The organism is Candidatus Baltobacteraceae bacterium, assembly GCA_036488875.1.
In the GTDB taxonomy this organism is placed as follows: Bacteria; Vulcanimicrobiota; Vulcanimicrobiia; order Vulcanimicrobiales; family Vulcanimicrobiaceae; genus JAFAHZ01.
On sequence record DASXGW010000013.1, the window covers coordinates 55,703 to 79,018 of the forward strand.

Genomic DNA, 23,316 nt, shown 5'->3' on the forward strand with positions numbered 1-23,316 from the left:
CGCGGCCAACGTTCGATGATAGTGCCGTATCACGCCGGAAGAGAACTTTCCATCGGCGTTGAAATGACCGTACGGAGAGCGATTTTGCGCGTACAAGGCAGGCCACGATGAAATACGCAGTAGTTTTTGATCCGGCAGACGATGGCTCGTGGGGCGCCGTCGTTCCAGACCTCCCGGGTTGCACGTCGGCAGGCGACACACTCGATGAAGCGCGCCTGAACGTTCGCGAAGCTATTGAGCTATGGATTGAGGTCGAGCGTGAACGTGGTCACGATGTACCGCCACCCATTACGGTAGCCGAACCGGTCGAAGTCGGCTCCCTGTAACTAAACCAATGCCGTGCCGATCATGCCGTTGCGCGTGACGAGCGCGGTTAGTTCGTCTTCGCTCAGACCTTCAGTGCCCGACGGGCGCGCCGGCACGACGAGGTAGCGCGTTTCGGCGGTGCTGTCCCAAACGTCGATGTCGACACTCGGGGCGAGCGTGACGTCGAACTCGGCGAGAACGCCGCGCGGATCGCGTACCGCCCGCGAACGGTACGCTTCGCTCTTGTACCATGGGGGTGAAGGCCCAAGCAGCGCGATCGGGTAGCACGAGCAGAGCGTGCAGACGACGAGATTGTGGCGCTGCTCGGTGTTCGCGACGGCGCGCAGCTTCACCGGTGCCCAATGGCTCATGTCGATTCCCAGCTCGGTTACGGCTTCGCTTGCGCCTTCGAGCAATCGCGCTTTGAACGCCGCGTCGGTCCAGGCGCGTGCGACCACGCGTTTTCCGTTGGCCGGCGACGCGCGAAGCAAAAAGTCTTCGACGATGCCGTCGAGAGCCGATTCGCGCACGAGATTTCGGCGTTCGAGTTCGGCGACGAGACGCTTGACGCGATTGGAGACCGCGGCACTGCGTTCGTGATCGTGCGCGTGTTCGAGAGAACTCACGACATCCGCTCCAAATACGATTCGAAAAGGTCGGCCGAGATCGTCGCCGCCTGCGCGTCGTCGCCCCACACGTCAATGCCGGCAAAACAGACCGTGTAGAGCGTTTGCACCGCCGCCGTGCCGGCCAACGCGCGTTCGTCAGCGAAGGGATACGCGCCGATGACGCGCTCGATGCGGCCCGTTCGACCGCGCAAGTAGGCCGGCAGCCGCGTGTGCCCCTCGGGATTGTTCAGGCGCGTGCGCACGCGGTCGCCAAGGTTAAAGCTCATCGATCGCGTCTTTTTCGTGCAGCAACGTTTCGATGGCGTGGAGCCAGCGTTCGTAGTACGAGGCGCCGAGGTATTCTTGCGGGTCCATCCGTTCGATGGCGTACCGGAACTCGTCGAGCGTGTACGCTCCGCGCTCGAGCATCAGGCGGTTGATGGCAAAGACGCGGGCTTCCCACTCGTGATGGAACGGCGCACCGTCGTCGCGGGTCTCGATCGGGCCGAATCCGTGCATGCCGCCGACGTCGTTGATGCGACTCACGGTGACTTCGGCGCGTTGCCCCCTGCTATGTCGAGCAGCGCCGAGCCGTTACCCATGACCGCCGGTAGGTTCCCCGACGTCCATTTATCGCGCAGCAGCTCGATCGTTTTGAGCCGCACGATGGCGTCGGCCAAGCGCGGATCGCCGCCGAACGAGTTGATCAGGTCGCGATTGGCTTTGGCTTGATACTGCGCGGTGACGTAGTTTTGCTGGCCTTGCACGCCTTTGGTCTGCAGCTCGATCTGTGCGCGTTGGAGTTCCTGTTGCGCGATGGCGCGCTGTTCGGAGGCGTCTTGATACTCCTTGCTCGGCACGATGTCCGTGACCGACACGAACGTGACGCGTACGCCCTGCGGTCCGAGCTCTCGCACGAGATCGTCGCGCAACTGGTCGCTGACTTCCTGGCGCTTGGCGATGAGCTGCGCGGCGGTATAGTTGGGCTCGATCGTCTTGAGCCACTGTTCGGTGCGCGGCTTGATGAGCTGGTCGAGGATGTCGTCGCGATAGCGCTGGGCGATCTGCGACAGCATCGCATCGTCGAGCGAATAGTTGACGGTCACGTCATTGCGCTCGACCTGCTGGTCGCGCGAAAAGGCTTCGTCTTGCGACAACTGAGCCACGACGGCCGACGTGCGCATCGTGAGAACGCCTTGCCACGGCGCTTTGAAGTTCAACCCGGGATGGAGAACGGTATTCGTGTACGCACCGAAGTTGGTTACGACCGCGGCGTCGTTCCCGCTGACTTCCACTATCGTTCGTCCCAAAACGAGGCACGCTAAGAAGACGGCGACGCCGTAAACGACGGCGGTTATGCGCGATCCGGCTTTTTCGCCCTGAGCTAAGTACGCCACGAAACCTCCGGCGGCGCCCAGAATAGTAGAAAGAAAGAGTACGGTGGAGCTACTCATGCGTGGCGTCGTTCAACGCAGACCGGCGATTTCCGGCGATGCGGGCGCAGATCGTGCGCGCTTCTCCAACGTCGACGCCGGTTCTTCTTACGAACAACTTGCGCCAAAACGCCTTGCCGCTGAGCTTTGCGATGAGGTCTGAAGCCTCGCGGGCATCGATGGGTCCGGCCGGCGTTTCCACCCAGACCGTCCGCTCGTCGCCTAGGCCCAGCGGCAGACGGTGAAGCACCTGCGACTGTTCGTCGGCCCAGACTTTGTCGTCGCCGAAGCGGTCGCGCAGCGCCGATTCGCACGCTTCGAAGACGCTCAAATCGCGCTCGGCGTTGAACTCGGCGGCGAGCGCGTAGGGAACGATCCGCTCGCGTAAGGCGCGCGCCGGTTCGCTGGGTTTGTCGGCGATTGCGTCGAGCACCCGGAAATCGTCCCACCGGAGAAACTGGTCGATCGCGTCGAGCCCGCGAGGATTGGGCCAGAGCTCGCGCAGTACGTCCTGCAGCACGCGTTCGAAGATGCGGGTGGTATGGTGGAAATACACCGAGGCAAACATCATATAGCGCGCGGTAACGAACGACTCGAGCGCGACGACGCCGCGCGCGTCGATTCCGACCGAGAGACGCCCGTTGCGCTCGAATAAGCGCAGCGACGCGACGAGCTGCTCGGCGTCGTAACGCCCGCTGGCGACGCCCGTAAAATACGCGTCGCGCTGCAAATAGTCCATTCGATCGGCGTCGAGATTCGGTCCGCTGACGAGCTCGCGCAAAGCGGGATAGCGGCTCTGCGCGTCGCCGAGCACCAAGCCGAGAACGTCGTCGGGCGAAACCTCGAGGTCCGAGAGTCCCCGGCGCAAGCCGTCGAGCGCGAGCAGCTCGCTCGTTCGGGCCTCGTGTGCGACGCCCAAGACCGCTTCGCACGCATGGCTGAAGGGCCCGTGACCGATGTCGTGCAGCAGCAGCGCGGCGCGCACGAGGCGCCGCTGGTACGCAACGTCGGCGTCGCCGCCGAAGAACGCGCGCCCGTGGCGAACCAGCTCGTCGAAGGCGCGCGTACCCATCGCCAGGGCGCCCAGAGCGTGCGTAAAGCGCGAGTGTTCGGCCGAGGGGAACGCAAGGTACGCCAGTCCGAGCTGGCGCAAGCGCCGCAGTCGCTGCAGCGCCGGCGCGTCCAGCAACCGCGCCTCGGCTGTGGATAGTTCTATGAAGCGGTGGACCGGGTCAAAAATCCGTTTCAATGCCAGGCAGCTTCGCTCGTCTCATTAAATACCATCTAGAAGTGCGATACGACCAGGGCGTTTTACGCGAGATCCACGCGCGCGTGGACATCGCCAACTTCATCGGCGAGTACGTTCCGCTGCGTAAGCGCGGAAACGATCTCGTCGGCTTGTGCCCGTTCCATTCCGAAAAGACGCCGTCGTTTCACGTTCACCCCGATCGCGGATTCTTCAAGTGCTTCGGATGCGGCGTGGGCGGCGACGTCATTACGTTCCTACAGAAACTCGAGAACGTCGCGTTTGCCGAAGCGGTACGCACGCTCGCCGTCAAAGCGGGCGTCGAACTCGAACCCGAGAATCCGCACGCCGCTCGCGCGCGAAGCGAACGGGAAGCGATCTACGATGCGAACCGCTTGGCGGCGGCGTTTTTCGCTCGCGCCTTGCAAAGCGAGGCCGGCGCGCGGGCGCGCGCGTACTGCGAAAAGCGAGGTTTCTCGGCGGCGACCGTCGAGCGTTTCGGCCTAGGATACGCACCCGATTCGTGGGACGCGCTCGTCGACGATCTGCGCGAGAACGGGGTCGATCTCGCATTGGCCGCAAAGGCCGGTTTGGTGAAGCCGAGTCAGCGCGGAGGCTTTTACGATTTTTACCGGGACCGGCTGATGGTGCCCACGTACGCGACTACCGGCGAGGTGATCGCGTTCGGCGGTCGCGCGCTCGGCGATGCCGAACCGAAATACCTCAACACCGCCGGCACGCCCGTCTATACCAAAGGACAACATCTGTACGCGCTCAACGTCGCCCGGCGGGCTGCGCAAAGCGACCGAACGCTTATCGTCGTCGAAGGGTACCTTGATTGCATCGCGATGCATCAAGCCGGTTTCGAAAATGCCGTGGCGGCCTTAGGGACGTCCTTTACCCCCGAGCAAGCGACCGAGCTTCGGAAATATGCCGAGTACGTGTACTTGTGCTTCGACGGAGACATCGCGGGCAATACGGCTGCAACCAAAGCCGTCGACGTCGCGTCTAAGGCAATCGAGCACACCGGGTCTGCGGTCAAGATCGTGCTTCTCCCGCCGGGTGAAGATCCGGACAGTTTCCTGCGGCAGCACGGAGCCGCGGCGCTTCGCGACCAGTTGGAGCGCGCCAAACCAGCCATCGAGTTCAAGATAGACGCCGAGATCGATCGCTTACGCGCCGGCTTTGACACGCCGGCAAAAATCACCCCAAAGGCCGAAGCGCTGATTCGTCAGCTCACACCGCGCGAGGAGTGGGATCGCTGGCGCGTGTACGTCGCGGGTCGACTGCAGGTGAACGTCGACGACCTTAGGAATAGCCGGTTTCTCGCAAACGGGGCAAACTTCGCACCACGCTCGCCTGTCCCGGCGAGCGGCGTGGGCAGCCGCCACACGCGAGCCTCGATCGAGCCGCTCTCGTTCGAACGTGAGGTCATGAGCATCGTGCTCGAAGATCCCGCTCTCGCAACGGAGTACGCTCAACGCATCCCTTCGGCGCGCTTCCGCAACGAAATCTATCGTCGGATCTACGAGCGCTTCGTCGAAGCCGCTTCGACGATACGCACGACTGCCGACGTGTTCGGACTCTTCGCGGAAGATCAGGCGAGTCTCGACGCGTTGGCCACGTTGGGACGGCGCGACCGCAGCTCGACGGTTCGCTACGGCGGCTCCGACGAGCGACGGGCGCATCTGGAGCGGGTGGTCGAACGGCTGCAGCACGAGGACGAGCAGCGCCGATACCAGGAGGTGTCGCGTCTCATCGACGAGCATTTGGCTGCGGGTCGCCCGGTCTCCGACGAACTTCGCGGTGAGTTCGAGACGCTCGTGGCCCGCTTAAAAAGGTAGTAAAAAATTCCGAGAAAGGAGGTGAGAGCGAAAACGATGGCACGCAAGAAAAGCGGAACGGCCGAACCCCCCGGGCCGCCCATAACGCTTGAGGAACTCAAGAAGAAGCTGCTCGCGCGCGGCAAAAGCCGCGGGTCGCTGACCTATGAGGAAATCAACACGGCGTTCGACGCGCTCGAAGATTTCAGTGCAGAGCAGATGGAGGAGTTCTTCGAAGAGGCCGTCGCCGCGGGCGTCGAGGTCGTCGACGACTCGAAGGACGAGAAGCCGGAAACCGAAGGCGACGACGAACCCGCAGAGCAGATCGCCGAAGGGCTGTCGCTCGACGACCCAGTTCGGATGTACCTCAAAGAGATTGGCCGCGTGCCGCTGCTCTCGATGGAGCAAGAGAAGTCGCTGGCCATGCGCATCGAAGCGGGCGAGCTCGAGGCGCGCCGAAACGGTTCGGCGGATTGGTCCGTCGTCGATTCCGGCGAAGAAGCCAAACGCCAACTCACCGAGGCGAACCTGCGCCTCGTCGTGTCGATCGCAAAGAAATACGTCGGCCGCGGGATGCTCTTCTTGGACTTGATTCAAGAAGGCAACTTGGGCTTGATCCGCGCCGTCGAGAAGTTCGACTACCGCAAGGGTTATAAGTTTTCGACGTACGCCACATGGTGGATACGTCAGGCGATCACGCGCGCGCTGGCCGATCAGGCGCGCACGATCCGCATTCCCGTGCACATGGTCGAAACGATCAATCGCCTGATCAAGGTGTCGCGGCAGCTGCTCCAAGAGCTCGGTCGCGAGCCCTCGGTGGAGGAAATCGCCGAAGCGATGAGCCTCACGCCCGAAAAGGTGCGCGAGGTGATGAAGATCTCGCAGGAGCCGATCTCGCTCGAGACGCCGATCGGCGAAGAAGAAGATTCACATCTGGGCGACTTCATCGAAGACCAGGAAGCCGTGGCTCCCGCCGAGGCGGCGTCGGTCATGCTGCTCAAGGAAAAGATGCAGGACGTGCTCCAGAACCTGACCGAGCGCGAGCGCAAGGTGCTCGTACTGCGGTTCGGCCTAGAGGACGGCCACCAGCGGACGCTCGAGGAGGTCGGCCAGGAGTTCGGCGTGACCCGCGAGCGCATCCGGCAGATCGAGGCCAAGGCGCTGCGCAAGCTGCGTCACCCGTCCCGCGGAAAAGCGTTAAAAGACTATTGGAGTAACGAGTAACGGGCGGGGAGGACTGCATCACGCGGGCACCCTCCGTGCGTTATAGGTAACGTGATACTCTCGATTGCCGGCCTTCTTTTCGCCCTGATACCGCCCGCCGGGCCGGTCGCGACCTCCGCCGCCTCGCCGGGACCTGCGGTGGCGCCACGCCCACTCAAGACCATCGTCACGGTGAAGTCGTCGCCGTACTGTAACGCGCTCGCCGAGCATTTCAACGGAGCGTTCGTTCCGATGGTCGCAAACGACCGCGTCTTCGATGCAGTCGACGTGCAGCTCGACGATATGAACGTCATGTTCAACTATCCGGACTACGTCAATCGGTTCATGGACCTGCGCGCCAAGATCGTCAAGGAGTCGGGAACGCTCGAGCAGTCGCTCAACCCAATTCGCGCGCAGATCGACGCCCTTCGTGATTCGGCGTCGTTAACGACCGATCCGCAAGCCGCCAAACAGATGAAGGACGCTGCGGCGCAACTGCAGGACGCGTATCTGCACCAGTTTCAGCTTTCGACCGACCTCATGAGCCTAGCTCACGCGATGCTGAACTATAACATTATGCGTGGACAGCATCCGCTCAACGGTTGGACGCCGCATGACAACATGGTGCCGGCCGACGAGAAGAACGTCAAAGTCGTTCTGCACTTCCCCCAGCAACGCCAAACCATCGGCTGGGGAGAAGACAAAGCGGTGGATATTGCTACGACCGCAGCAGAAACGCAGTGCTCGTCGGCAGCGTCGCCGTCGCCGAAACCCTAGTCCATTTTTTCAGCGGCCGCCGAAGGTACGACGTCGGGATTTTTGTCTGCGAAAGCGCCGGCCGGATTGGGCTTGATCCACACGATGAGGTCCCAGATCGAGGGGAACAAGAAGACGTGTTTGACGTCGGCGACGTTCTTTGCCTTTCCCATCTTGACGATCGTTTCGGCCTGCGGGTCGTCGACGTTACCGCCGGCGGCGGCAAACTTTTTAGCGGAAAGGCCGCCGTAAGTCTCGGTGCCGTTGGGTCCGGCTAAGACGTAGTGAATGTGCTCGCGGAACGAAGCCCAGCGGCGATAGTCGACGCCCCAGAGTTTGGGTGGTGCCATCGACGAGCTTTGCAGCACGGAGAAATCGGCGCCGAGCAAGTTCCCCTTTACGTCGTACCAGAGCTGGCTGGGATGCTGCGGATCGGCGCTCTGCCATTGCAGATTGGCATAGCTGATCGCGCCGTCTTCGTCCTCGTTGCCGTAACGGAAGTAGCCCGCTTTTTCGGCATCGGCGATAGTCGCGAAGCGCGAGCCCAAATCTTTTTGGATTGACTGGACGAACGCGACTTCGTCTCCTTGGGGAAACGGCGAAATCTTCACGGGAGCCGGCGACGGCGTAGGAGCGGCTGCGAGCAGCGAGGTGCCGGCGAGCGCGCACAGCGCGAGCATGCCCAGCATACGAGTGATCATCACGATCGGCGTCCCTTTCTCAGTTGGGAGCCGTAGTCGGACTCCCGGATGGCGTTGGCGATGGCGTTGGCGAGGGTGACGGATGAACCTGCCGCTTTCCTAATGCCGGTCCGAACGGAGTCGCGAGCGGCTCGACGGGGAAGCTCGAGTTGGGGACTGCCAGGCTGGTGCTGGGCGGCCGCGGCGTCTCGATGGCGACGGTGCCGTTTGGTAATGCCGTCAGCGTGGCTTCCGTGCGCGCCGGAATCTCCGCGCCGGGGTTGAGCACGAAGTTTTTGCCCTTGCGGAAGATCGAAAAGAGCATATAGTACGGAACGGTCATGCTGCCGACCGTGTCTTCGAGTCCGACCGTCGACTCGTGGCCTGCCGTGTCGCGCGGGGCCAAACGAGCGTAGGGTGCGCGAAGCGGCAACGTGCGGCCGTCGGGCAGCGCCAGCGGCTCGAAATAGACGTCGACGAAGCCGTAGACGTTGCCGATATTCGCCTTTGAAACCGAGACGATGCGAAGGCTGCCGGGCGTTCCCGCGGGAGCGATCACGTGTCCGCCGACCGACAGAGCGGTCTTCAGATGTACTTTCACGATTTGACCGGCGTGTGAAGCCTTCGACGATATCGGCTCGTCGGTAACGAACATCAAACCCGAATCGAAGGGCAAGACGTTGCCCATCGGGGTTGCCGTTGGAGACGTGCTCGGAGACGGTACCGGCGCGGGGGTTGGAGCGACTGGGAATGCACTCGCGCTACCCGCGCCAGTTGCGACGCAGAGAAGAAAGAGCGCGCCTTTAGCTAGCGCGCTTCTCCCGCGCTGCAGCTGCCGCGCGTTTGCCTTCTTCGATGAGCTGCTTGACTCGTTGGCCACCTTTTTGTCCAATTTTCTCGTAGAAGTTAGGTCCGTAGCGATCGCGCGTGGCTTCGCCGCCTTTCTTTCCACCCTTCTTACCGATTTGCTCGTAGAATTCGTGACCGTGAGCCTGCTTTGTGGCTAGCCCGCCCTTGCGGCCGATCTGCTCGTAGAACTCGGGCCCGTATTTTTGCTTGACGGTCTCGCCGCCTTTTTGGCCCGCTTCTCTGACCGACATACCGCTGGTGCGCTTGGGTTCTTGCTGTTCTGGGACTGGCATGTTGTTCTTGTTCACCTTTATGCTGGCCGCCCGGGAGGACGGCGTTCTCTTTCCATATATTAGAACGCAAGTTCGACCTCTAAGGTTGGGAGCCAATGAAAAGGGTTGGTTTAGTTGCCTTGGCTGGCTTAAAATTCATGACTCTGATTCTCATTCTGGCGGCTGGCTTGGGTACCGCGCCGGCCGGACCCCAGCTTATCGCCGACGAGCACAGGCGTGAGCTCGGCTACTTAGCGCACTACCTCGCTCTGCCCGACCCCAGGATCGCCGCGCGAGCGGCGCTGGCTATAGGCCGTACCAAGCAGAGCGCCGGCGCCCCGTTGCTTGTGACCCATCTCAACGATTCACGGGTCGGCGTCCGAGCCATGAGCGTCTACGGCCTTGGACTGATCGCTAGCGCGGAGCAGGCGCCGGCAGTAATCGCTGCGCTCTCGGACACCGAGGGAGCAGTTCGGGTGGCGGCACTCGATGCGATCGCACGATACGAGGCTGCGCACGCCTTCTCCACCGCGCAGCAAACCGAGGCTCAATCGGCGGTCGAGCGAACCCTGTCCGAGGACGCCGACGCAGTGGTACGAGCGCGCGCCGCGACGGCGTTGGTCGAGTTTCGTGACGGCGCTATGACTGGGCAGGCTGCCTCCGCGTTGACGGCGGCTTTTCAAAACGATAGCGATGTCAACGTGCGCTGGCATGCCATGTGGTGCATTTATCGCGGATACGCGCTGAGCGTACGTCGAAGCGTTGTCGAGGGCTCGCTGCGCGACCGAAACGAGCTCGTTCGGATCGAAGCGGTGCGCGCGATGGGTCGATACAAAGATGCGTCGCTTGTTCCGCTCGTTAAACCCTTGCTGCACGATCAGTCGTGGCGCGTTCAAGAGCAGGCCGGAGAGACGATACTGGCGCTAACCGGCAAACCGGCAACCCAACATCTCACGAAGATTCCATCTTACGTGCACGTTCCCAGACCTCAGCCCGATCCGTTGGCGTCGCTGCCCGCGCTCCCCCGAAGAGACGCCGGCAAAAAGCCGGAGACGCCTTCCATCGAGGACGTGTTCTCGGGATATCGTGACTGGGAATGGAGACCGGATCCATCGACGGTCGCGGGAATCACCGGACCTGTCCCCGGCCTGCATCCGCGCGTGCGCATCGTTACGACCAAGGGAAACCTGTACGTCGTTCTCTATCCGGAGTGGGCGCCGCTCACCGTTGCGAACTTTCTCAATCTTGCCGATCGCGGTTACTACGACAATAATCGCTGGTTCCGCATCGTTCCGGACTTCGTCGTTCAAACCGGCGATCCGCACGATAACGGAAACGGCGATGCCGGCTACACGATCGGCGCGGAAGAGAATCCGCTCGAGCAGCACAGCTACGTCGTATCGATGGGATTGAACTACGACGACAAGACCAACACGCCGATTCGCGATTCGGCGGGGACGCAATACTACGTCACCCTTTCGCCGCAGCTTCACTTGGATCGCGATTTTACCGTCTTTGGCGACGTCGTCGGCGGTGTCGACGTTCTCGGGCGTTTGGTCGAGTCGGATCGCGTGGTGAGAATCGAGCGCATCGCGGACGTCGTTTTGAAGTAAGAGTCAAAACGTTCGCTTCGAGTCTAAGAGAATCGTTACCGGACCGTCGTTGACCGAATCGACGTCCATGTGCGCGCCGAACTCGCCGTATGCGACGCGTATTCCCCGTGCGGCGATCGTCGCGCCGAGGCGTTCGTACAAGTCGCGCGCCAGCGGTTCTTTTGCGGCTGCAATGAAGGACGGACGGCGTCCCTTGCGGGCGTCGCCGTACAGCGTAAACTGCGAGACGACCAGTGCCGCGCCGCCCGTCTCGCTCAGGCAGCGGTTCATGAGGCCGGCGTCGTCGGCAAAGATGCGCAGCCCGGCAACCTTCTCTCCCGTGAGGATCGCGTCGCGTTCGGTGTCGTCGACCGCAACGCCGACGAACACTAACAGGCCGCGCTCGATCGCTCCGGTCACCCGGCCGTCGACCGTGACGGCGGCGCGCGAAACGCGCTGGACCACGGCTCTCACGGTGCGTTTGCTAGCGCGAGAACATCGAGGAGAGGGCGAAGATTGCGTTTTCGCGGCGCTCGAGAACGCGCCGGTAGAAGTAGCCGGCCCAGTGCGTTCCAAACGGCACGTACACGCGCATCCGGTATCCTTGCGCGACGAGGTCGCGCTGAACGTGCGGCCGGCATCCATACAGCATCTGAAACTCGAATTGGTCGTTGCTCACGTTTTCCGTTTTCGCGATGGCCTTTACGGCTTCGATCAAACGCCGGTCGTGGGTAGCGATGCCGGGATAGTTACCGCGCGTGAGCAGCTCCTTCGCGAGACGCAAATAATTTTCGCGGATCTCCGGCATCTTCTTGTAGGCAAGCTCGGGAGGTTCGTTATAGGCGCCCTTGCAAAGGCGCACGCGGGCGCCGAGCGCGATGACGCGTTCGACGTCGGCCGCCGTTCGTTTGAGGTAGGCCTGGAAGACGACGCCGACGTTCTTCTGCTGCGCGAAAGCCTTCTCGAAGACGCGTAAGGTCGCGTCGACGACGCCGGAGCCTTCCATGTCGATGCGCACGAAGGGATCGCGGTTTTTTGCAGCTCGCTGCATGATCTGCAGCAGGTTGTCGACGGCAAAATCCTCGTCGATCAATAGACCCATGGCCGTGAGTTTGACCGAAACGTTTGAATCGACGCCGCTGGAGTCGATCGCGTCGAGCATGCGAACGTAGGCATCGCGCGTCTTGACGGCCGCTGCGCGCTCGAGGACGTCCTCTCCCAAGAAATCGAGGGAGGCGTTCATGCCGGCGGTGTTGAGGGCCCGTACCGTTTCTATCGCGGATGCTATCGTTTCGCCGGGGACGAAGCGCTTGGCTAGGAAAAAGAAGTTCTTCTGAAACGCGGAATCGGGTGCGAATAAACGGTCCATCAAGGCCATAGGCCGCTTAGAATACGACGCGGCGGCGCAAAACCCAGGCGGCCGCCACCACGATTGCAACGAGCACCACGAAGCCGTAACACAGCGCCAGCGCCGCGCGTACGCCCGAAGCCGAGAGCGCAACGTACAGCGCGACCGGCAGCGACGTGGGGTGGAACGCGATGATGCTCGTGGCGCCGTATTCTCCGATCGCTCGGAGCCACGCGAACGCGACTCCGGCCGCGACGTTCCCGGCGGCGTTAGGCAGCGATACGCGAGCGAATATTCGCCATTCGCTTGCCCCCAGCGTGCGCGCCGCGTCTTCCACGATCGGGTCGAGCGCCCCAAATGCGGCCGTTGCCGCGATCGCGACAAAGGAGCCGGCGACGAAAAACTCGGCAATCGAAACGCCCAGGAGCGAATCGGGTACGCCCAATCCATGCGCGGACAGCCACGCTCCCACCGGCGCGCGGGTGCCGAAAAAATTGATAAGCATCAAGCCCGATGCCACCGGTGGAAATGCCAGCGGAAGGGCGAGCACAAAGAGCGCCGCTCCCCGCAGCGCGAGCGAAGTTCGCGACAAAAAATAGCCGGCCGGAACGCCTAGAAACGTGGCGACGGCGGTTGCGCCGATCGAGGCGATCGCCGAGACGCGCAGCGCGTCGCGGGCACTATAGCCAAAGCCGGCCAATGCGTCGTGGGGCGACATTGCGAGCAGCACGGCCGCCACGGGCGCCGCCAGCACTGCCACGAGCAGCAGGGCGGCGGCGGGAAAGAGCGGCCCCGGAAACGGGCGTACCATGATCGAAAGTTTACCAAAGCAACACCGGGATAGGCGAGGCTGGGGGTGTCCGGACGCGAATGGCTGACCGGGTGCAGCGTAATTGGCGAGTGCTGATTGCAGATGACGATCCAGCCATCTGCTCGCTCATCGACACGGTCCTTCGCAAGGGTCCCTACGAAATGATGACTTGCAACGACGCGGAAAGCGCGCTGGTTGCCGTCGATCGCCACGGGCCCTTCGATATCATCATTTGCGATTTCATGCTGCCCGGAATTTCGGGCATCGACCTCATCGAGCGTTTGCGCGGCAGCGAAAACACGCGTGGAGTACCGATTTTGATGATCAGCGGCCACACCAACTACGCGATGGACGGGCGTGCGAAAAACGCCGGCGCCAACATGTTTCTCAACAAGCCGTTCACCATTTCGCAGTTGCGGGCCGCGGTGAATCAACTGCTGTCGGCCTCGCCCCGAATCGACACGTTCTCCGGATCGCCCGCGAATAGATAGCAGCTAAGCTTGGCTGCGTTTCTCAAAGTTTTCGCCGTAGCGTTGGCGCTTGCGCTCGACGTGTTCGCCGTGAGCATCGGCGTCGGCGTACGCGGCGTGCCGCGCGCGACGAAGATTCGAATCGGCATCGCGTTCGCGTGTGCCGAAGTCGTCATGAACGTCGTCGGCGCCGGATTGGGCTTGGCGGCCGGCAAAATGATCGGCAGCGTCGCCGGCTACTTAGGTTTTGCGGCGCTCGTCGGCCTCGGCATTTACATGATGCGCGAGAGCCGCAGCGGGCTGTCGGAGGGCGCGGCACTCGACCTATCGCGAGGATTCGGACTCTTGCTCGCGTCGCTTTCCATCAGCCTCGACTCGCTCGGCATCGGTTTCTCGATCCTCTACATTGGCGTGCCGCTGGTCGAAGCGCTCGTCGTGATCGCGATCGTTTCGGTCTGTGCGACGACGCTGGGCCTTTCGTTGGGTCAGCGCATCGGAGCTCGCGCCGAACAGAACGCGGCATTCCTCGGCGGATTGCTGTTGCTGCTTACGGGCCTCGTCTTCACCGTACTCAAGGCGCTCAATATCGGCTAATAGAAGGCTCGCAGCAATGCGAGTTGGGAAGGCGCTGTACGAGCTCGCGCGGGAGACGGGCGCGCGGTCGATTTTCGTGGTCGGCACGGGCAAAAACGTCGGAAAGACGGTCGCCATGCGGGCGATCTACGAAGCGGCGGCCGATGCCGGCGTGACCGTGGGGCTGTCGTCGATCGGTCGCGACGGCGAGGCCGTCGACGCGGGCGACGCTGCGCCCAAGCCGCGCCTCTTTCTGCGGCCCGGCACGGCGATTGCTACCGCACGTGACGTGCTCCCGTCGGCCCCCGCGAGCGAGATACTCGCCACCTCCGATCTTCCTACCGCCGCGGGGCGGTTGCTCTTCGCGCGCGTGCACGCTCACGCGTTTTACGAGCTGGTTGGGCCGCCTACGGCGTCGGGCGTGCGCGAAATCGTCGATCGCCTGTTGGAGTTTGCCGGCGTGACGATCGTCGACGGTGCGATCGATCGTGTCGCCGCGCTCGCCGGCGGTGACGACGCGATCGTCGTGTCGTGCGGAGCGTCCGCGGCGGCGACTGCGGCCGAAGCGGTAGACGGTATCGCTGCGCTCGTCGCGCGCCTGCGCGTCCCGGCGTTCGATCCGGCGCAGCCGTTCGTGCGCGTCGACGGCGCGTTGACTCCGGCAAAGAGTGCGGCGCTGATCGCCGCGCGCGAGGCACGTCAAATCGTGGTGCGCGACCCCACACAGATCGCGCTGACGGGCAGAGCGGCCGCACACGCGCTCGGCGCGTTGACCGTACGCTGCGAGCGCCCGCTGCGCGTAATTGCAGCAACGGTCGCTTCGATCGGTCGCGATCGCGCGTTCGAGCCGCGCGCGTTTGCGCACGCGGTTGCAGACGCGACGAAGCTGCCCACGTTCGACGTCTATGCCGCAGTGCGCGCAGCATGATTCCCGGCACCCTCCTGGATACCGCGACCGCGCAGGCACTCGATTTTGCGTGGCTCGTGAAGGCGCTCGCGCCGGCAAGTGAATACGGCCGCCGCGTCTTCGCCGAGTGCGCGCCGTTTACGCGCGGAGACGAGGAGCGCGCGTCGGAGCGTTCGTGCGTCATCGACGCGCTCGCGCGAGCCGCCGACGCGGCGCGCCTCGATGCCGTTCGCGAGGCGTTGCGCGCCGCGCCTGACGCATCGGGCGCCGTGGCGCGCGCTTCGATGGGTGACGTTCTCGGCGATGCTGCGCTCTTCGAGCTGCAACGGTTCTGCGACGCCGTCGCGCGCGTCGACTCGCTGCTCGAGGGGATCGCACCGGCGGGGGCGATCGGGAGCGCGGCCGTACGTGAAACGGCGCTAGCATTGGAGGGCGGACGTGCGGGAAAGTTCGGCTTCTATCTCGCGGACGGATTCGATCCGGCGCTGCGCCAGGCGCGCGAGCGCGCCGCTCGTTTGCAAGCGGAGTTGGACGCGGCGCGCGGACGTGCCGTCGAACGCGCGGCGCGCGAGCTGGGACGCGACGACGCCGGCGGCGACGAGTTCATCGTCATGCGCGCCGACGTGCGCGCACTTCCCGCGGGCGTGCGCGTCCTGCGTGAAGCGCCGACGTACTATTTGTGCGCGCTCGAGTACGACGAGCCGACATTGGCGGCGATGGGCCGCCGCGACGAAGCAGTCGACGCCGTTGCCGCCGCCGAGGAACGCGTTCGCGTCGCCCTTTCGGAAACGGTGCGCGCGCGTTCCGCCGAGCTGGATCGCTCGGCGCGTCGCTTGGGCGAAACCGACGTGCTCGTCGCCGCAGCGCGTTTCGCGCGCACGTTCGATTGCCGTCCCGCGCGGATCGTGCGGCGCGCGAGCGTGAGCTTCGAAGGCGCGCGGTTCTTACCGCTCGCCGACGAACTCGAGTCGTCGGGGCGGCACTTTACGCCGATCGACGTCGAGCTGCACGACGTTGCCGTCCTGACCGGGCCGAACATGGGCGGAAAGAGCGTGTGTTTGCGAACTTGCGGCTTCGTCGTGATGTGCGCGGCGTTCGGGCTGCCGGTTCCGGCCGCCCGTGCGGAGACGGCGCTCTTCGACGAGATTGCGTGGCTCGGCATCGGTACGGATGACGGCGTTTCGGGCGGGTTGCTCTCCTCGTTCGCGCGCGAAGTAGTAAGGCTGCGTGACGTGATGGCGCGACCGGCCCGCAACGCGTTCGTGCTGGTCGACGAGTTCGCGCGCACGACGACGCCGCACGAAGGTAAAGCGCTCTTGATCGCACTGATCGAAGCGCTGCGCGACCGCGGCGCGTGCGGCATGGTGGCGACGCACTTGGGCGGCGTCGCAAGCGATGCCGGCGTTCGCCACTTTGCCGTCCGCGGGCTGCGCGGCATTCCCGAACGGCCGGCGGTCGCCGATCTCGGCGAGGCGCTTGCTTCGCTGGCGCGCTCGATGGATTACACCATCGTGGAAGTCGGAGACGGTCAATCCGAAGCGCGCGCCGACGCGATTGCCCTTGCCGCCCTGCTCGGGCTCGACGCCGGTCTCATCGAAGCCGCGTACCGCGCGCTGAAGTAGGCCGCTGCGGCGTGCAGAAGTGGGTCTCATGGACCCGTTGATCATCACCTGCGCCCCGGTCGGCGCCGAAATCAGCCCCGATCAGACGCCGTATCTGCCGTACACTCCGAGGCTCTTGGGCGAGACCGCCGCAGCCGTGCGCGAGGCCGGAGGTTCCATCGTTCACGTACACTGCCGCAACGACGACGGCAGCAATACGCATTCCGTCGAGCGATTCCGCGAAGCCTTCGAGGCCGTGCGCGCCAATAGTGACCTTATCGTTCAGTTCTCTACCGGCGGCGCGATCGGCATGACGCCGCTCGAACGCGCCAGCGTGCTGGAGCTTCGGCCCGAGATGGCGACGTTGACCTGCGGCAGCGTGAACTTCGGCGACGACATCTTCGAGAACAGCTTTCCGATCATGCGCGGCATCTTGCAGAAGATGATCGAGTTCGACGTGAAGCCGGAGCTCGAGATTTTCGACAAAGGGCATCTCGCCAACGCGCGACGGCTCGCCAAAGAAGGCCTGCTGAAGCTGCCGCAGCACGTCGACCTCGTCTTGGGCGTTCCCGGCGGTCTCGACGCGACCGTGCAAAACCTGTGCGATCTCGTCGACGATCTGCCGCCGGGCTGTACGTGGTCCGTGGCGGGCATTGGGCGCCAGCAGCTGCCGATGGCCATGACGGCCATTGCCATGGGCGGCCACGTGCGCGTCGGCCTCGAGGACAATCTCTTCTACAGTAAGGGGCGCCTCGCGCGCAACGAGGAGCTCGTGGCGCGCGTCGCACGCATTGCCGAGGAAGCGGGAAGGCCGGTCGCCACACCCGACCAAGCGCGAGAGATCCTCGGCCTGAAGGCAATTTCCGCGGCGGCGCGGTAACCGGGGCCGAGCGTGTTCACGTACGTCATCCGGCGGACGCTTCAGGCGATCCCGCTCCTGATTGCCATATCGATCATCCTCTACGGCATCCTTTACAACATGCCGGGAGGTCCGCTAGCACCATACCTGCAGAATCCCCATATCACGCCGGCCGACATCGCGCGGCTCAAGCACAACCTCGGCATGGATCAGCCCGTCCCGGTTCAGTATATGAAGTGGCTCGGGCACGTGCTCATCGGCGACATGGGCTATTCGACCAGCAACTCGGAGCCGGTCTTCCAAGCGATCGTCGAACGCATACCCGCGACGCTGGAGCTGATGCTGACGTCGTTCGTCTTTTCGGTGATCATCGGCGTGAGCGCCGGCATCATCTCGGCAGTCTATCGCTACAGTTTCGTCGACTACTTCATCACGACGCTCGCGTTCTTCGGTCAATCGATGCCGGTGTTTTGGTTCGCGCTGATGATGCAGCTGGCGTTTGCCGTTCACGGAATACCGTTGCCGTTCGGCTATCAGATTCAGTTACCGTCGGCGGGAATCTCGAGCGGGGATACGTTCGATCTTGGCGACCGCTTATCGCACTTGGTGTTGCCGGTGATCGTGCTGTCGCTGCTCCAGCTCGCGCTCTACAGCCGGTTCATGCGATCGTCGCTGCTGGAGGTGCTCGGCACCGATTACATGCGTACCGCCGCCGCCAAAGGCCTGAACTTCCGAGCGATTCTATTCAAGCACGGCCTCAAGAACGCGCTCATTCCGGTCGTGACGATTCTCGCGCTCGCGCTTCCGGGTATTCTCGGCGGCGCGATCATCACCGAGACGATCTTCGCGTGGCCCGGAACCGGCCGGCTTTTCTACAACGCGCTCACGCAAAGCGACATCGCGCTGCTGATGGGCTACCTGATTATGGTCGCCGTTCTCGTCGTTTTTTGTAACCTGCTCGCCGACGTGCTCTACGCGTGGCTCGATCCGCGCGTGAAGTACGACTAGGAGCGCATTCGTGGCATCGACCGCACCGGCCGTACCTCCGTCATACGTCGTCGACGACGATTTGCACGTCTCGAAGGTCACGTTCTGGACGCGTCTGCGCCGCCACAAGCTGGCCGTTGCCGGAATGGTCGTTCTGGCGCTCATGATCCTCGCCGCGGTCTTCGCAGGCCAGCTCGCGCCGGTCGATCCGAACTTTATCGACAACGCGCATTGGCAAGGTACTCCGCTGCCGCCGTGCTTCCAGGACGCGTCGCAATGCGGCGGTCACTCGCTGGGCACCGACGAGGTCGGCCGCGACCTGCTGTCGCGTCTGCTCTTCGGCGCTCGGATCTCGCTGACGGTCGGGCTCTCGGCCGTGGTGATGGAAGTGATCATCGGGACGATTCTGGGCGCGATTTCGGGTTACTACGGCGGCTGGATTGACTACGTCATCATGCGCGTCACCGACGTCTTTCTGTCGATTCCGCTGCTGCCGCTGCTGCTCGTCCTGACCGCCATCGTGGCGGCAAGCTCGACGAAAGCCAGCTTGAGCTTCGGGGTCATCGTCATCATCATCGGAGCCTTGTCGTGGCCGACCGTGGCTAGGTTGGTCCGGGCGTCGTTCTTGAGCCTGCGCGAGCGCGAGTTCGCCGAAGCCGCACGGGCTCTGGGCAACTCCGACCGCCGCATCATCTTCAGGCACCTGTTGCCCAACGCCGTGGCCCCGATCGTCGTTCAGGCGACCCTCGACGTGGCCGGCGTCATCATCACCGAGTCCACGTTGTCGTTCCTAGGGCTGGGCATCCAGCCGCCGACGGCCTCGTGGGGCAACATGCTGGCCAACGCCCAGTCCAATCTCTCGATCGCGTGGTGGGCCGCGGTCTTCCCCGGCCTCTGCATCCTGGTGACCGTCCTGTCCATCAACTATATGGGCGACGGCCTGAGAGACGCCCTTGACCCCAATATGCGCTAGGCGATAGGATAGCCGGGCTGTCCTAGCGGATGGCTACATCCCTCTTTGCGCGAGTGGCGGAATTGGTAGACGCACTAGCTTGAGGGGCTAGCGGGAGCAATCTCGTGCTGGTTCGAGTCCAGTCTCGCGCACCAATCTTTCTAACCTACCTCTTTACCTTTTGTTTAGTTTTTGACGGTACGATGGTCGGGGCCGTGTTAGGCTGTTGCCGGACCGCCTTGTTTTTGTCACAGTGCCTTAGAGATGGCACTTGAAACAGTCGGCGGACCTGCGGCGTAGAGCGTTCAGATGACGCCGCCCACGGAGCTGTACTAAAAACCATGTGGCTGACCCGTTTTGCGATTACCCGACCAGTGATCACCGCGATGGTGTTCATTGCACTCGCCATTTTCGGGATCATAGCTTTCAATCAAATCGGGCGCAGCCAAGATCCGCCGGGAACGGCGTTTCCGGTCGTGGTCGTTTATGCCGGTTACCCCGGTGCGTCGCCGCAAGAGATGGAACGGCTGATCGTCAAGCCGATCGAAGATCAGCTCGACGGCATCGACAACCTCGATCAGCTCAACGCCACCGCACAAGAAGGCACTGCGACGATCGTCGTGCAGTTCAAGCTCGGCACCGATCTCGATAAGGCGGCGATCAACGTTCAAAGCGCGGTCGATACGGCACGCGTCTACTTGCCCACCGATCTCGACCCGCCGTCGGTTGAGAAAAACGGCGCGTCGGAACCGTTGCTGGATATCGCGGTCAGTTCGAAGTCGCTCTCGCAGACCGAGCTCGCCGACGTCGTCAACAACCGTCTCGAGCCCATCCTCAAGGGCATTCCCAACGTCCAAACGGTCGGCGTCTACGGCGCGCAAGACCGTGAGTTTCACGTCGAACCGATTCCGGCACGGCTGCTCGGCACCAACGCGACGATGGGTGACGTCTTTGCCGCGGTAGCGGCGAACAACTCGAATCTTCCGGGTGGCGTTCTGCACGGCAGCACGCAAGAGACGAGCGTCTCCGTCCATGCCGAAGTTAATACGGCCCAAGACCTCGCCGGAATTCCACTCAACGTCCCGGGCAGCTCGAATAAGAATCTGAACATCGGCGATGTGGCAAATACGATCGACAGTCACGTCGAGCCGACGGCCATCTCTCATTACAACGGCCAGCCGCGCGTCTACGTCGAGCTCGACCGGAACATCAACTCCGACGAAATCAAATCGACCCAGATCGCTCGCGCCGAAATCAAGAAGATCCAAGCGCAGTTTCCGGAACTGACGTTCAACGAAATTGACGCTCCGGCCGACTACACGCAAAAGTCACTCGCCGGCGTTTGGCAGTCGCTGCTCGAAGGCATCGTGCTGACGATGGTCGTCATGCTGCTGTTCCTGCACGCGTGGCGCAACTCCGTCGTCGTCATGATCTCGATCCCGACGTCGATTCTCTCGACCTTCGTGCTGATGAATCTGTTTGGTTTCCACTTCGACTTCATGTCGACGATGGGGCTATCGCTCATCATCGGTATTTTGGTCGACGACTCGATCGTTGTCTTGGAGAACATCACTCGTCACAGAGATTTGGGCGAAGGCCCGATCGATGCGGCCATCAACGGCCGAAGTGAGATCGGCGGCGCAGCGGTTGCGATCACGATGGTCGACGTCGTGGTCTTCTTGCCGGTTGCGTTCTTGCCCGGCATCGTCGGAGCGTATCTGCGCGAGTTTGCCGCCGTTATCGTCATCGCTACGCTGTTTTCGCTGCTCGTATCGTTCACGCTCACGCCGCTGCTCGCCGCCAAGTGGAGTGTGCTCGAGCGGTCCGTCGCGCCGCCGCGCTGGATGACGGCCATGAACTCGTGGAAGACGCAAATTCAGCTGTTAGTGGTCGCCGCGGTGCTCGCGGTCATTCCGTGGCCACTCCCCGAGCTCCGGGCCATCTTGCCGATCATGATCGTCGCGGTGCTGCTGCTCAATGCCGTCGTGCAACGCTACGACGCGATCCTAAACTGGTATAAGTCCCGCGCGCTCCCGTACGCACTGGCAAACGGTACGTTCGTCGTATTCGTCTGCGTCGTGCTCGTTATCAACGCATTGACGTTGGCGGCGGGCGCGGGCTCGGCGACCGCGACAATGGACGTACTCATCTTGATTGCCGCGGTGCTGTGGCACGCAGGTGCGGTTGTCTTCCGTCGGACGGTCGATCCGAAGCGTTTGGAACCCCTCGAACTGCCGCACGGGAACTCGATCGTCGACGCCATCGTGTGGCTTTTCGTGTTGCCTTTCGCCCCAATCGCGGCTCTGGTGGCTCTTGTGAAATGGGCCAGCATGAGCCGGGGGACGCGTTACACGAATGGCAGATCCGAGAGTGGGATCGGTGAACGCTTGTACCTGGAGGCGTGCAATGCCGTCCGCCTGTTAGGACGTTGGCTCTACGATACCGGGCGTAACCGGCGGTTGGTACCGTTCACGCTTGGCTTGCCGATTGTGCTCGCGGTCGTCTTCGCGGCGCTTGGACCGATCAACTTCGATTTCGTTCCGTCGGTTCAAACGGGTGAGATCGATATGACCGTCACCTACCCGGCCGGAACCCCGCTCGCGACGACCGAGAAGTTCGTAAGCCAACTCGAAGACGGCATCTTGAAGATCGACGGTATCAAGTCGGTCAGTTCCACGGTGGGTCGCAAACCGGAAGGGTGGGGCAACGCGATCGGCAGCAACTACGCCAAGCTCAACGCGCAAACGCTCGACAATCGCCGTGGCGATACGTACAAGATCGTCGACGAGGTTCGTAAGCTAGCGTACTTGGTCCCGGGATCGAACTTCCAAGTTTCCGGAGACAGCGGCGGTGGATCGGGAGCGCAGATCTTCTACTCCCTGTCCGGGCCCGAAGATGCAATCGTACCCGCCGCGGATAAAGTCGCGCAGTACTTGCGCGATACGCCGGGAAGCGTCAACGTGCAAACCAGCAACGAGTCTTCCGCGCCGCGGCTCAACGTGGACGTCGATCCGCAGAAAGCCGAAGTTCTCGGCATCTCGCCGGGCGACGCCGCACTGGCTGCCCGTCTAGCTATCGACGGTGCCGTCGCGACGAAAGTGCGAACGGAGAACGGTTTGGTCGACGTGCGCGTGCAGCTGCCGCGTGCCATGCGGTCGACGGTCGACGAACTTCGCGCCGCACGAGTCCGTGCGCAGGACGGCACCCTGGTGCCGCTGAGCGACATCGCGACGTTCCAGATGACCACCGCTCCCCAGCAAATCAAAGACCTCAACCGCCAGCGCGTGGTGGACGTGTACGGGTCGGTATTGCCGGGCTACTCGCTCGGTGCCGTTACCGCTCCGCTCGAGAAAGCGCTCAAACAGCCCGGATTCTTGCCCGGCGGCGTACAGCTAACCGCGCAAGGCGACACGCAATACATGCAAGAGACGATGGCCAACATGGGTTTGGCGCTATTGCTCTCGTTCATGCTCGTGTACATGTTGATGGTCATCCTGTATAGCTCGTTCGTCGAGCCGCTGATCGTCATGATGTCGGTGCCGTTGGCGGTCATCGGAGCGCTCGTCGCGCTGGCGCTCATGCACCGCATCGAGCCGAACGCGGGACAATCGCTCAATCTCATGTCGATGATCGGCATCATCATGCTCTTCGGGTTGGTTTCGAAAAACGGCATTCTGCTCGTCGATTACTCGAATACGCTTTGCAAGCGCGGCATGCGCGTGCGCGAAGCGGTGCTGCAAGCGGCCGGTACGCGATTCCGCCCGATTCTCATGACGACGTGCGCTATGATCTTCGGCATGTTGCCGCTCGCGCTGGGATTCGCCGAGGGCGGCGAATGGCGTCAAGCGATGGGAACGGTAATCATCGGCGGTCTCGCGAGCTCCCTGATTCTGACGCTGTTCATGGTACCGATGATTTACAACACGTGGATCGGTTTCTTCGAGCGGAGCGCAGACCGGCGCGCGCTGGCAGCCGAGATGTCGCATCCGGCCGCAGCGGCGTCGCGCTCTTAGCTAGCGAGCACTTGCCCCGCCGTTTTG

Annotated in this window: 24 protein-coding genes and 1 tRNA gene; 14 read left to right on the top strand and 11 right to left on the bottom strand. The window is 62.9% G+C overall.

All coding sequences use genetic code 11. From position 1 onward, the window contains the following. The first annotated feature begins 107 nt into the window (after positions 1-107). The gene (locus tag VGG89_14785; protein ID HEY1977816.1) at positions 108-326 is read left to right on the top strand and encodes a type II toxin-antitoxin system HicB family antitoxin; all 219 of its coding nucleotides are present in this window, start codon (positions 108-110) and stop codon (positions 324-326) included. Here VGG89_14785 and VGG89_14790 read toward each other — a convergent pair whose 3' ends face one another. Genes VGG89_14790 through VGG89_14810 form a run of 5 tightly spaced genes read right to left on the bottom strand, consistent with a single transcriptional unit; the run spans position 327 to position 3,596 of the window. After that, entirely contained in the window at positions 327-932 is a 606-nt protein-coding gene (locus tag VGG89_14790) for a nitrile hydratase subunit alpha (GenBank protein ID HEY1977817.1), read from the bottom strand. It lies immediately after the preceding gene. Continuing rightward, positions 929-1,201, bottom strand: a complete 273-nt coding sequence (locus VGG89_14795) for an SH3-like domain-containing protein (protein ID HEY1977818.1) — start codon at positions 1,199-1,201, stop codon at positions 929-931. Before VGG89_14795 ends, VGG89_14790 begins: the two co-directional genes overlap by 4 nt. Continuing rightward, on the bottom strand, positions 1,191-1,460 hold the full coding sequence (locus VGG89_14800) for a hypothetical protein (GenBank protein ID HEY1977819.1): 270 nt from the start codon (positions 1,458-1,460) through the stop codon (positions 1,191-1,193). The genes VGG89_14795 and VGG89_14800 overlap by 11 nt, the downstream gene beginning before the upstream one ends. Further along, a complete protein-coding gene (locus VGG89_14805) occupies positions 1,457-2,368 on the bottom strand; it encodes a prohibitin family protein (protein ID HEY1977820.1) in 912 nt (303 codons plus the stop codon). Before VGG89_14805 ends, VGG89_14800 begins: the two co-directional genes overlap by 4 nt. After that, positions 2,361-3,596, bottom strand: a complete 1,236-nt coding sequence (locus tag VGG89_14810; GenBank protein HEY1977821.1) for an HD domain-containing protein — start codon at positions 3,594-3,596, stop codon at positions 2,361-2,363. Before VGG89_14810 ends, VGG89_14805 begins: the two co-directional genes overlap by 8 nt. Before the next feature lie 41 nt (positions 3,597-3,637). Here VGG89_14810 and dnaG point away from each other — a divergent pair, with 41 nt between their 5' ends. From dnaG to VGG89_14825, 3 genes are read left to right on the top strand one after another with little or no spacing between them, the layout of a single operon-like run. Then, positions 3,638-5,437 (top strand): DNA primase, encoded by a 1,800-nt coding sequence (gene dnaG, locus VGG89_14815; GenBank protein HEY1977822.1) that lies wholly within the window; start codon positions 3,638-3,640, stop codon positions 5,435-5,437. A gap of 36 nt (positions 5,438-5,473) precedes the next feature. Next, entirely contained in the window at positions 5,474-6,640 is a 1,167-nt protein-coding gene (rpoD, locus tag VGG89_14820; protein HEY1977823.1) for an RNA polymerase sigma factor RpoD, read from the top strand. A 51-nt stretch (positions 6,641-6,691) separates the two neighbouring features. Then, a complete protein-coding gene (locus tag VGG89_14825; GenBank protein ID HEY1977824.1) occupies positions 6,692-7,396 on the top strand; it encodes a hypothetical protein in 705 nt (234 codons plus the stop codon). On the opposite strand, the gene VGG89_14830 is transcribed toward VGG89_14825, so the two are convergent. From VGG89_14830 to VGG89_14840, 3 genes are all read right to left on the bottom strand, one after another. Beyond that, positions 7,393-8,079: a hypothetical protein gene (locus VGG89_14830; protein HEY1977825.1), complete on the bottom strand. Its 687-nt coding sequence runs from the start codon at positions 8,077-8,079 to the stop codon at positions 7,393-7,395. The genes VGG89_14825 and VGG89_14830 overlap by 4 nt on opposite strands. Before the next feature lie 16 nt (positions 8,080-8,095). Continuing rightward, on the bottom strand, positions 8,096-8,743 hold the full coding sequence (locus VGG89_14835) for a hypothetical protein (GenBank protein ID HEY1977826.1): 648 nt from the start codon (positions 8,741-8,743) through the stop codon (positions 8,096-8,098). Between the two features lie 115 nt (positions 8,744-8,858). Then, a complete protein-coding gene (locus VGG89_14840; protein ID HEY1977827.1) occupies positions 8,859-9,212 on the bottom strand; it encodes a hypothetical protein in 354 nt (117 codons plus the stop codon). 122 nt (positions 9,213-9,334) lie between these two features. Here VGG89_14840 and VGG89_14845 point away from each other — a divergent pair, with 122 nt between their 5' ends. Then, positions 9,335-10,789 carry a peptidylprolyl isomerase gene (locus VGG89_14845; protein HEY1977828.1) on the top strand — a complete coding sequence of 485 codons (1,455 nt, stop codon included), beginning with the start codon at positions 9,335-9,337 and terminating at the stop codon, positions 10,787-10,789. 3 nt (positions 10,790-10,792) lie between these two features. Here the strand turns inward: VGG89_14845 and dtd are convergent, their stop codons facing one another. From dtd to VGG89_14860, 3 genes are read right to left on the bottom strand one after another with little or no spacing between them, the layout of a single operon-like run. Then, complete coding sequence (gene dtd / locus VGG89_14850; protein HEY1977829.1) at positions 10,793-11,242, bottom strand: D-aminoacyl-tRNA deacylase; 450 nt, start codon at positions 11,240-11,242, stop codon at positions 10,793-10,795. A 10-nt stretch (positions 11,243-11,252) separates the two neighbouring features. Further along, a complete protein-coding gene (locus VGG89_14855) occupies positions 11,253-12,137 on the bottom strand; it encodes a proline dehydrogenase family protein (protein HEY1977830.1) in 885 nt (294 codons plus the stop codon). Between the two features lie 16 nt (positions 12,138-12,153). After that, positions 12,154-12,927 (bottom strand): ABC transporter permease subunit, encoded by a 774-nt coding sequence (locus VGG89_14860; GenBank protein HEY1977831.1) that lies wholly within the window; start codon positions 12,925-12,927, stop codon positions 12,154-12,156. A 71-nt stretch (positions 12,928-12,998) separates the two neighbouring features. Between VGG89_14860 and VGG89_14865 the strand changes: the two genes are divergently transcribed. From VGG89_14865 to VGG89_14905, 9 genes are all read left to right on the top strand, one after another. After that, a complete protein-coding gene (locus VGG89_14865) occupies positions 12,999-13,418 on the top strand; it encodes a response regulator (GenBank protein HEY1977832.1) in 420 nt (139 codons plus the stop codon). A 9-nt stretch (positions 13,419-13,427) separates the two neighbouring features. Next, complete coding sequence (locus VGG89_14870; protein ID HEY1977833.1) at positions 13,428-13,991, top strand: manganese efflux pump; 564 nt, start codon at positions 13,428-13,430, stop codon at positions 13,989-13,991. 16 nt (positions 13,992-14,007) lie between these two features. Continuing rightward, on the top strand, positions 14,008-14,898 hold the full coding sequence (locus tag VGG89_14875; GenBank protein HEY1977834.1) for a hypothetical protein: 891 nt from the start codon (positions 14,008-14,010) through the stop codon (positions 14,896-14,898). Next, the gene (locus VGG89_14880; GenBank protein HEY1977835.1) at positions 14,895-16,499 is read left to right on the top strand and encodes a hypothetical protein; all 1,605 of its coding nucleotides are present in this window, start codon (positions 14,895-14,897) and stop codon (positions 16,497-16,499) included. Before VGG89_14875 ends, VGG89_14880 begins: the two co-directional genes overlap by 4 nt. Positions 16,500-16,527: 28 nt before the next feature. Continuing rightward, entirely contained in the window at positions 16,528-17,358 is an 831-nt protein-coding gene (locus VGG89_14885) for a 3-keto-5-aminohexanoate cleavage protein (GenBank protein ID HEY1977836.1), read from the top strand. Positions 17,359-17,370: 12 nt separating this feature from the next. Then, positions 17,371-18,345, top strand: coding sequence for an ABC transporter permease (locus tag VGG89_14890; protein HEY1977837.1), 975 nt, complete (start codon positions 17,371-17,373; stop codon positions 18,343-18,345). Positions 18,346-18,355: 10 nt separating this feature from the next. Then, positions 18,356-19,297 carry an oligopeptide ABC transporter permease gene (opp4C, locus tag VGG89_14895; GenBank protein HEY1977838.1) on the top strand — a complete coding sequence of 314 codons (942 nt, stop codon included), beginning with the start codon at positions 18,356-18,358 and terminating at the stop codon, positions 19,295-19,297. A 47-nt stretch (positions 19,298-19,344) separates the two neighbouring features. After that, positions 19,345-19,431: transfer RNA gene (locus tag VGG89_14900), tRNA-Leu, on the top strand. Positions 19,432-19,617: 186 nt separating this feature from the next. Next, a complete protein-coding gene (locus VGG89_14905; protein ID HEY1977839.1) occupies positions 19,618-23,289 on the top strand; it encodes an efflux RND transporter permease subunit in 3,672 nt (1,223 codons plus the stop codon). The last annotated feature ends 27 nt before the right edge of the window (positions 23,290-23,316 follow it).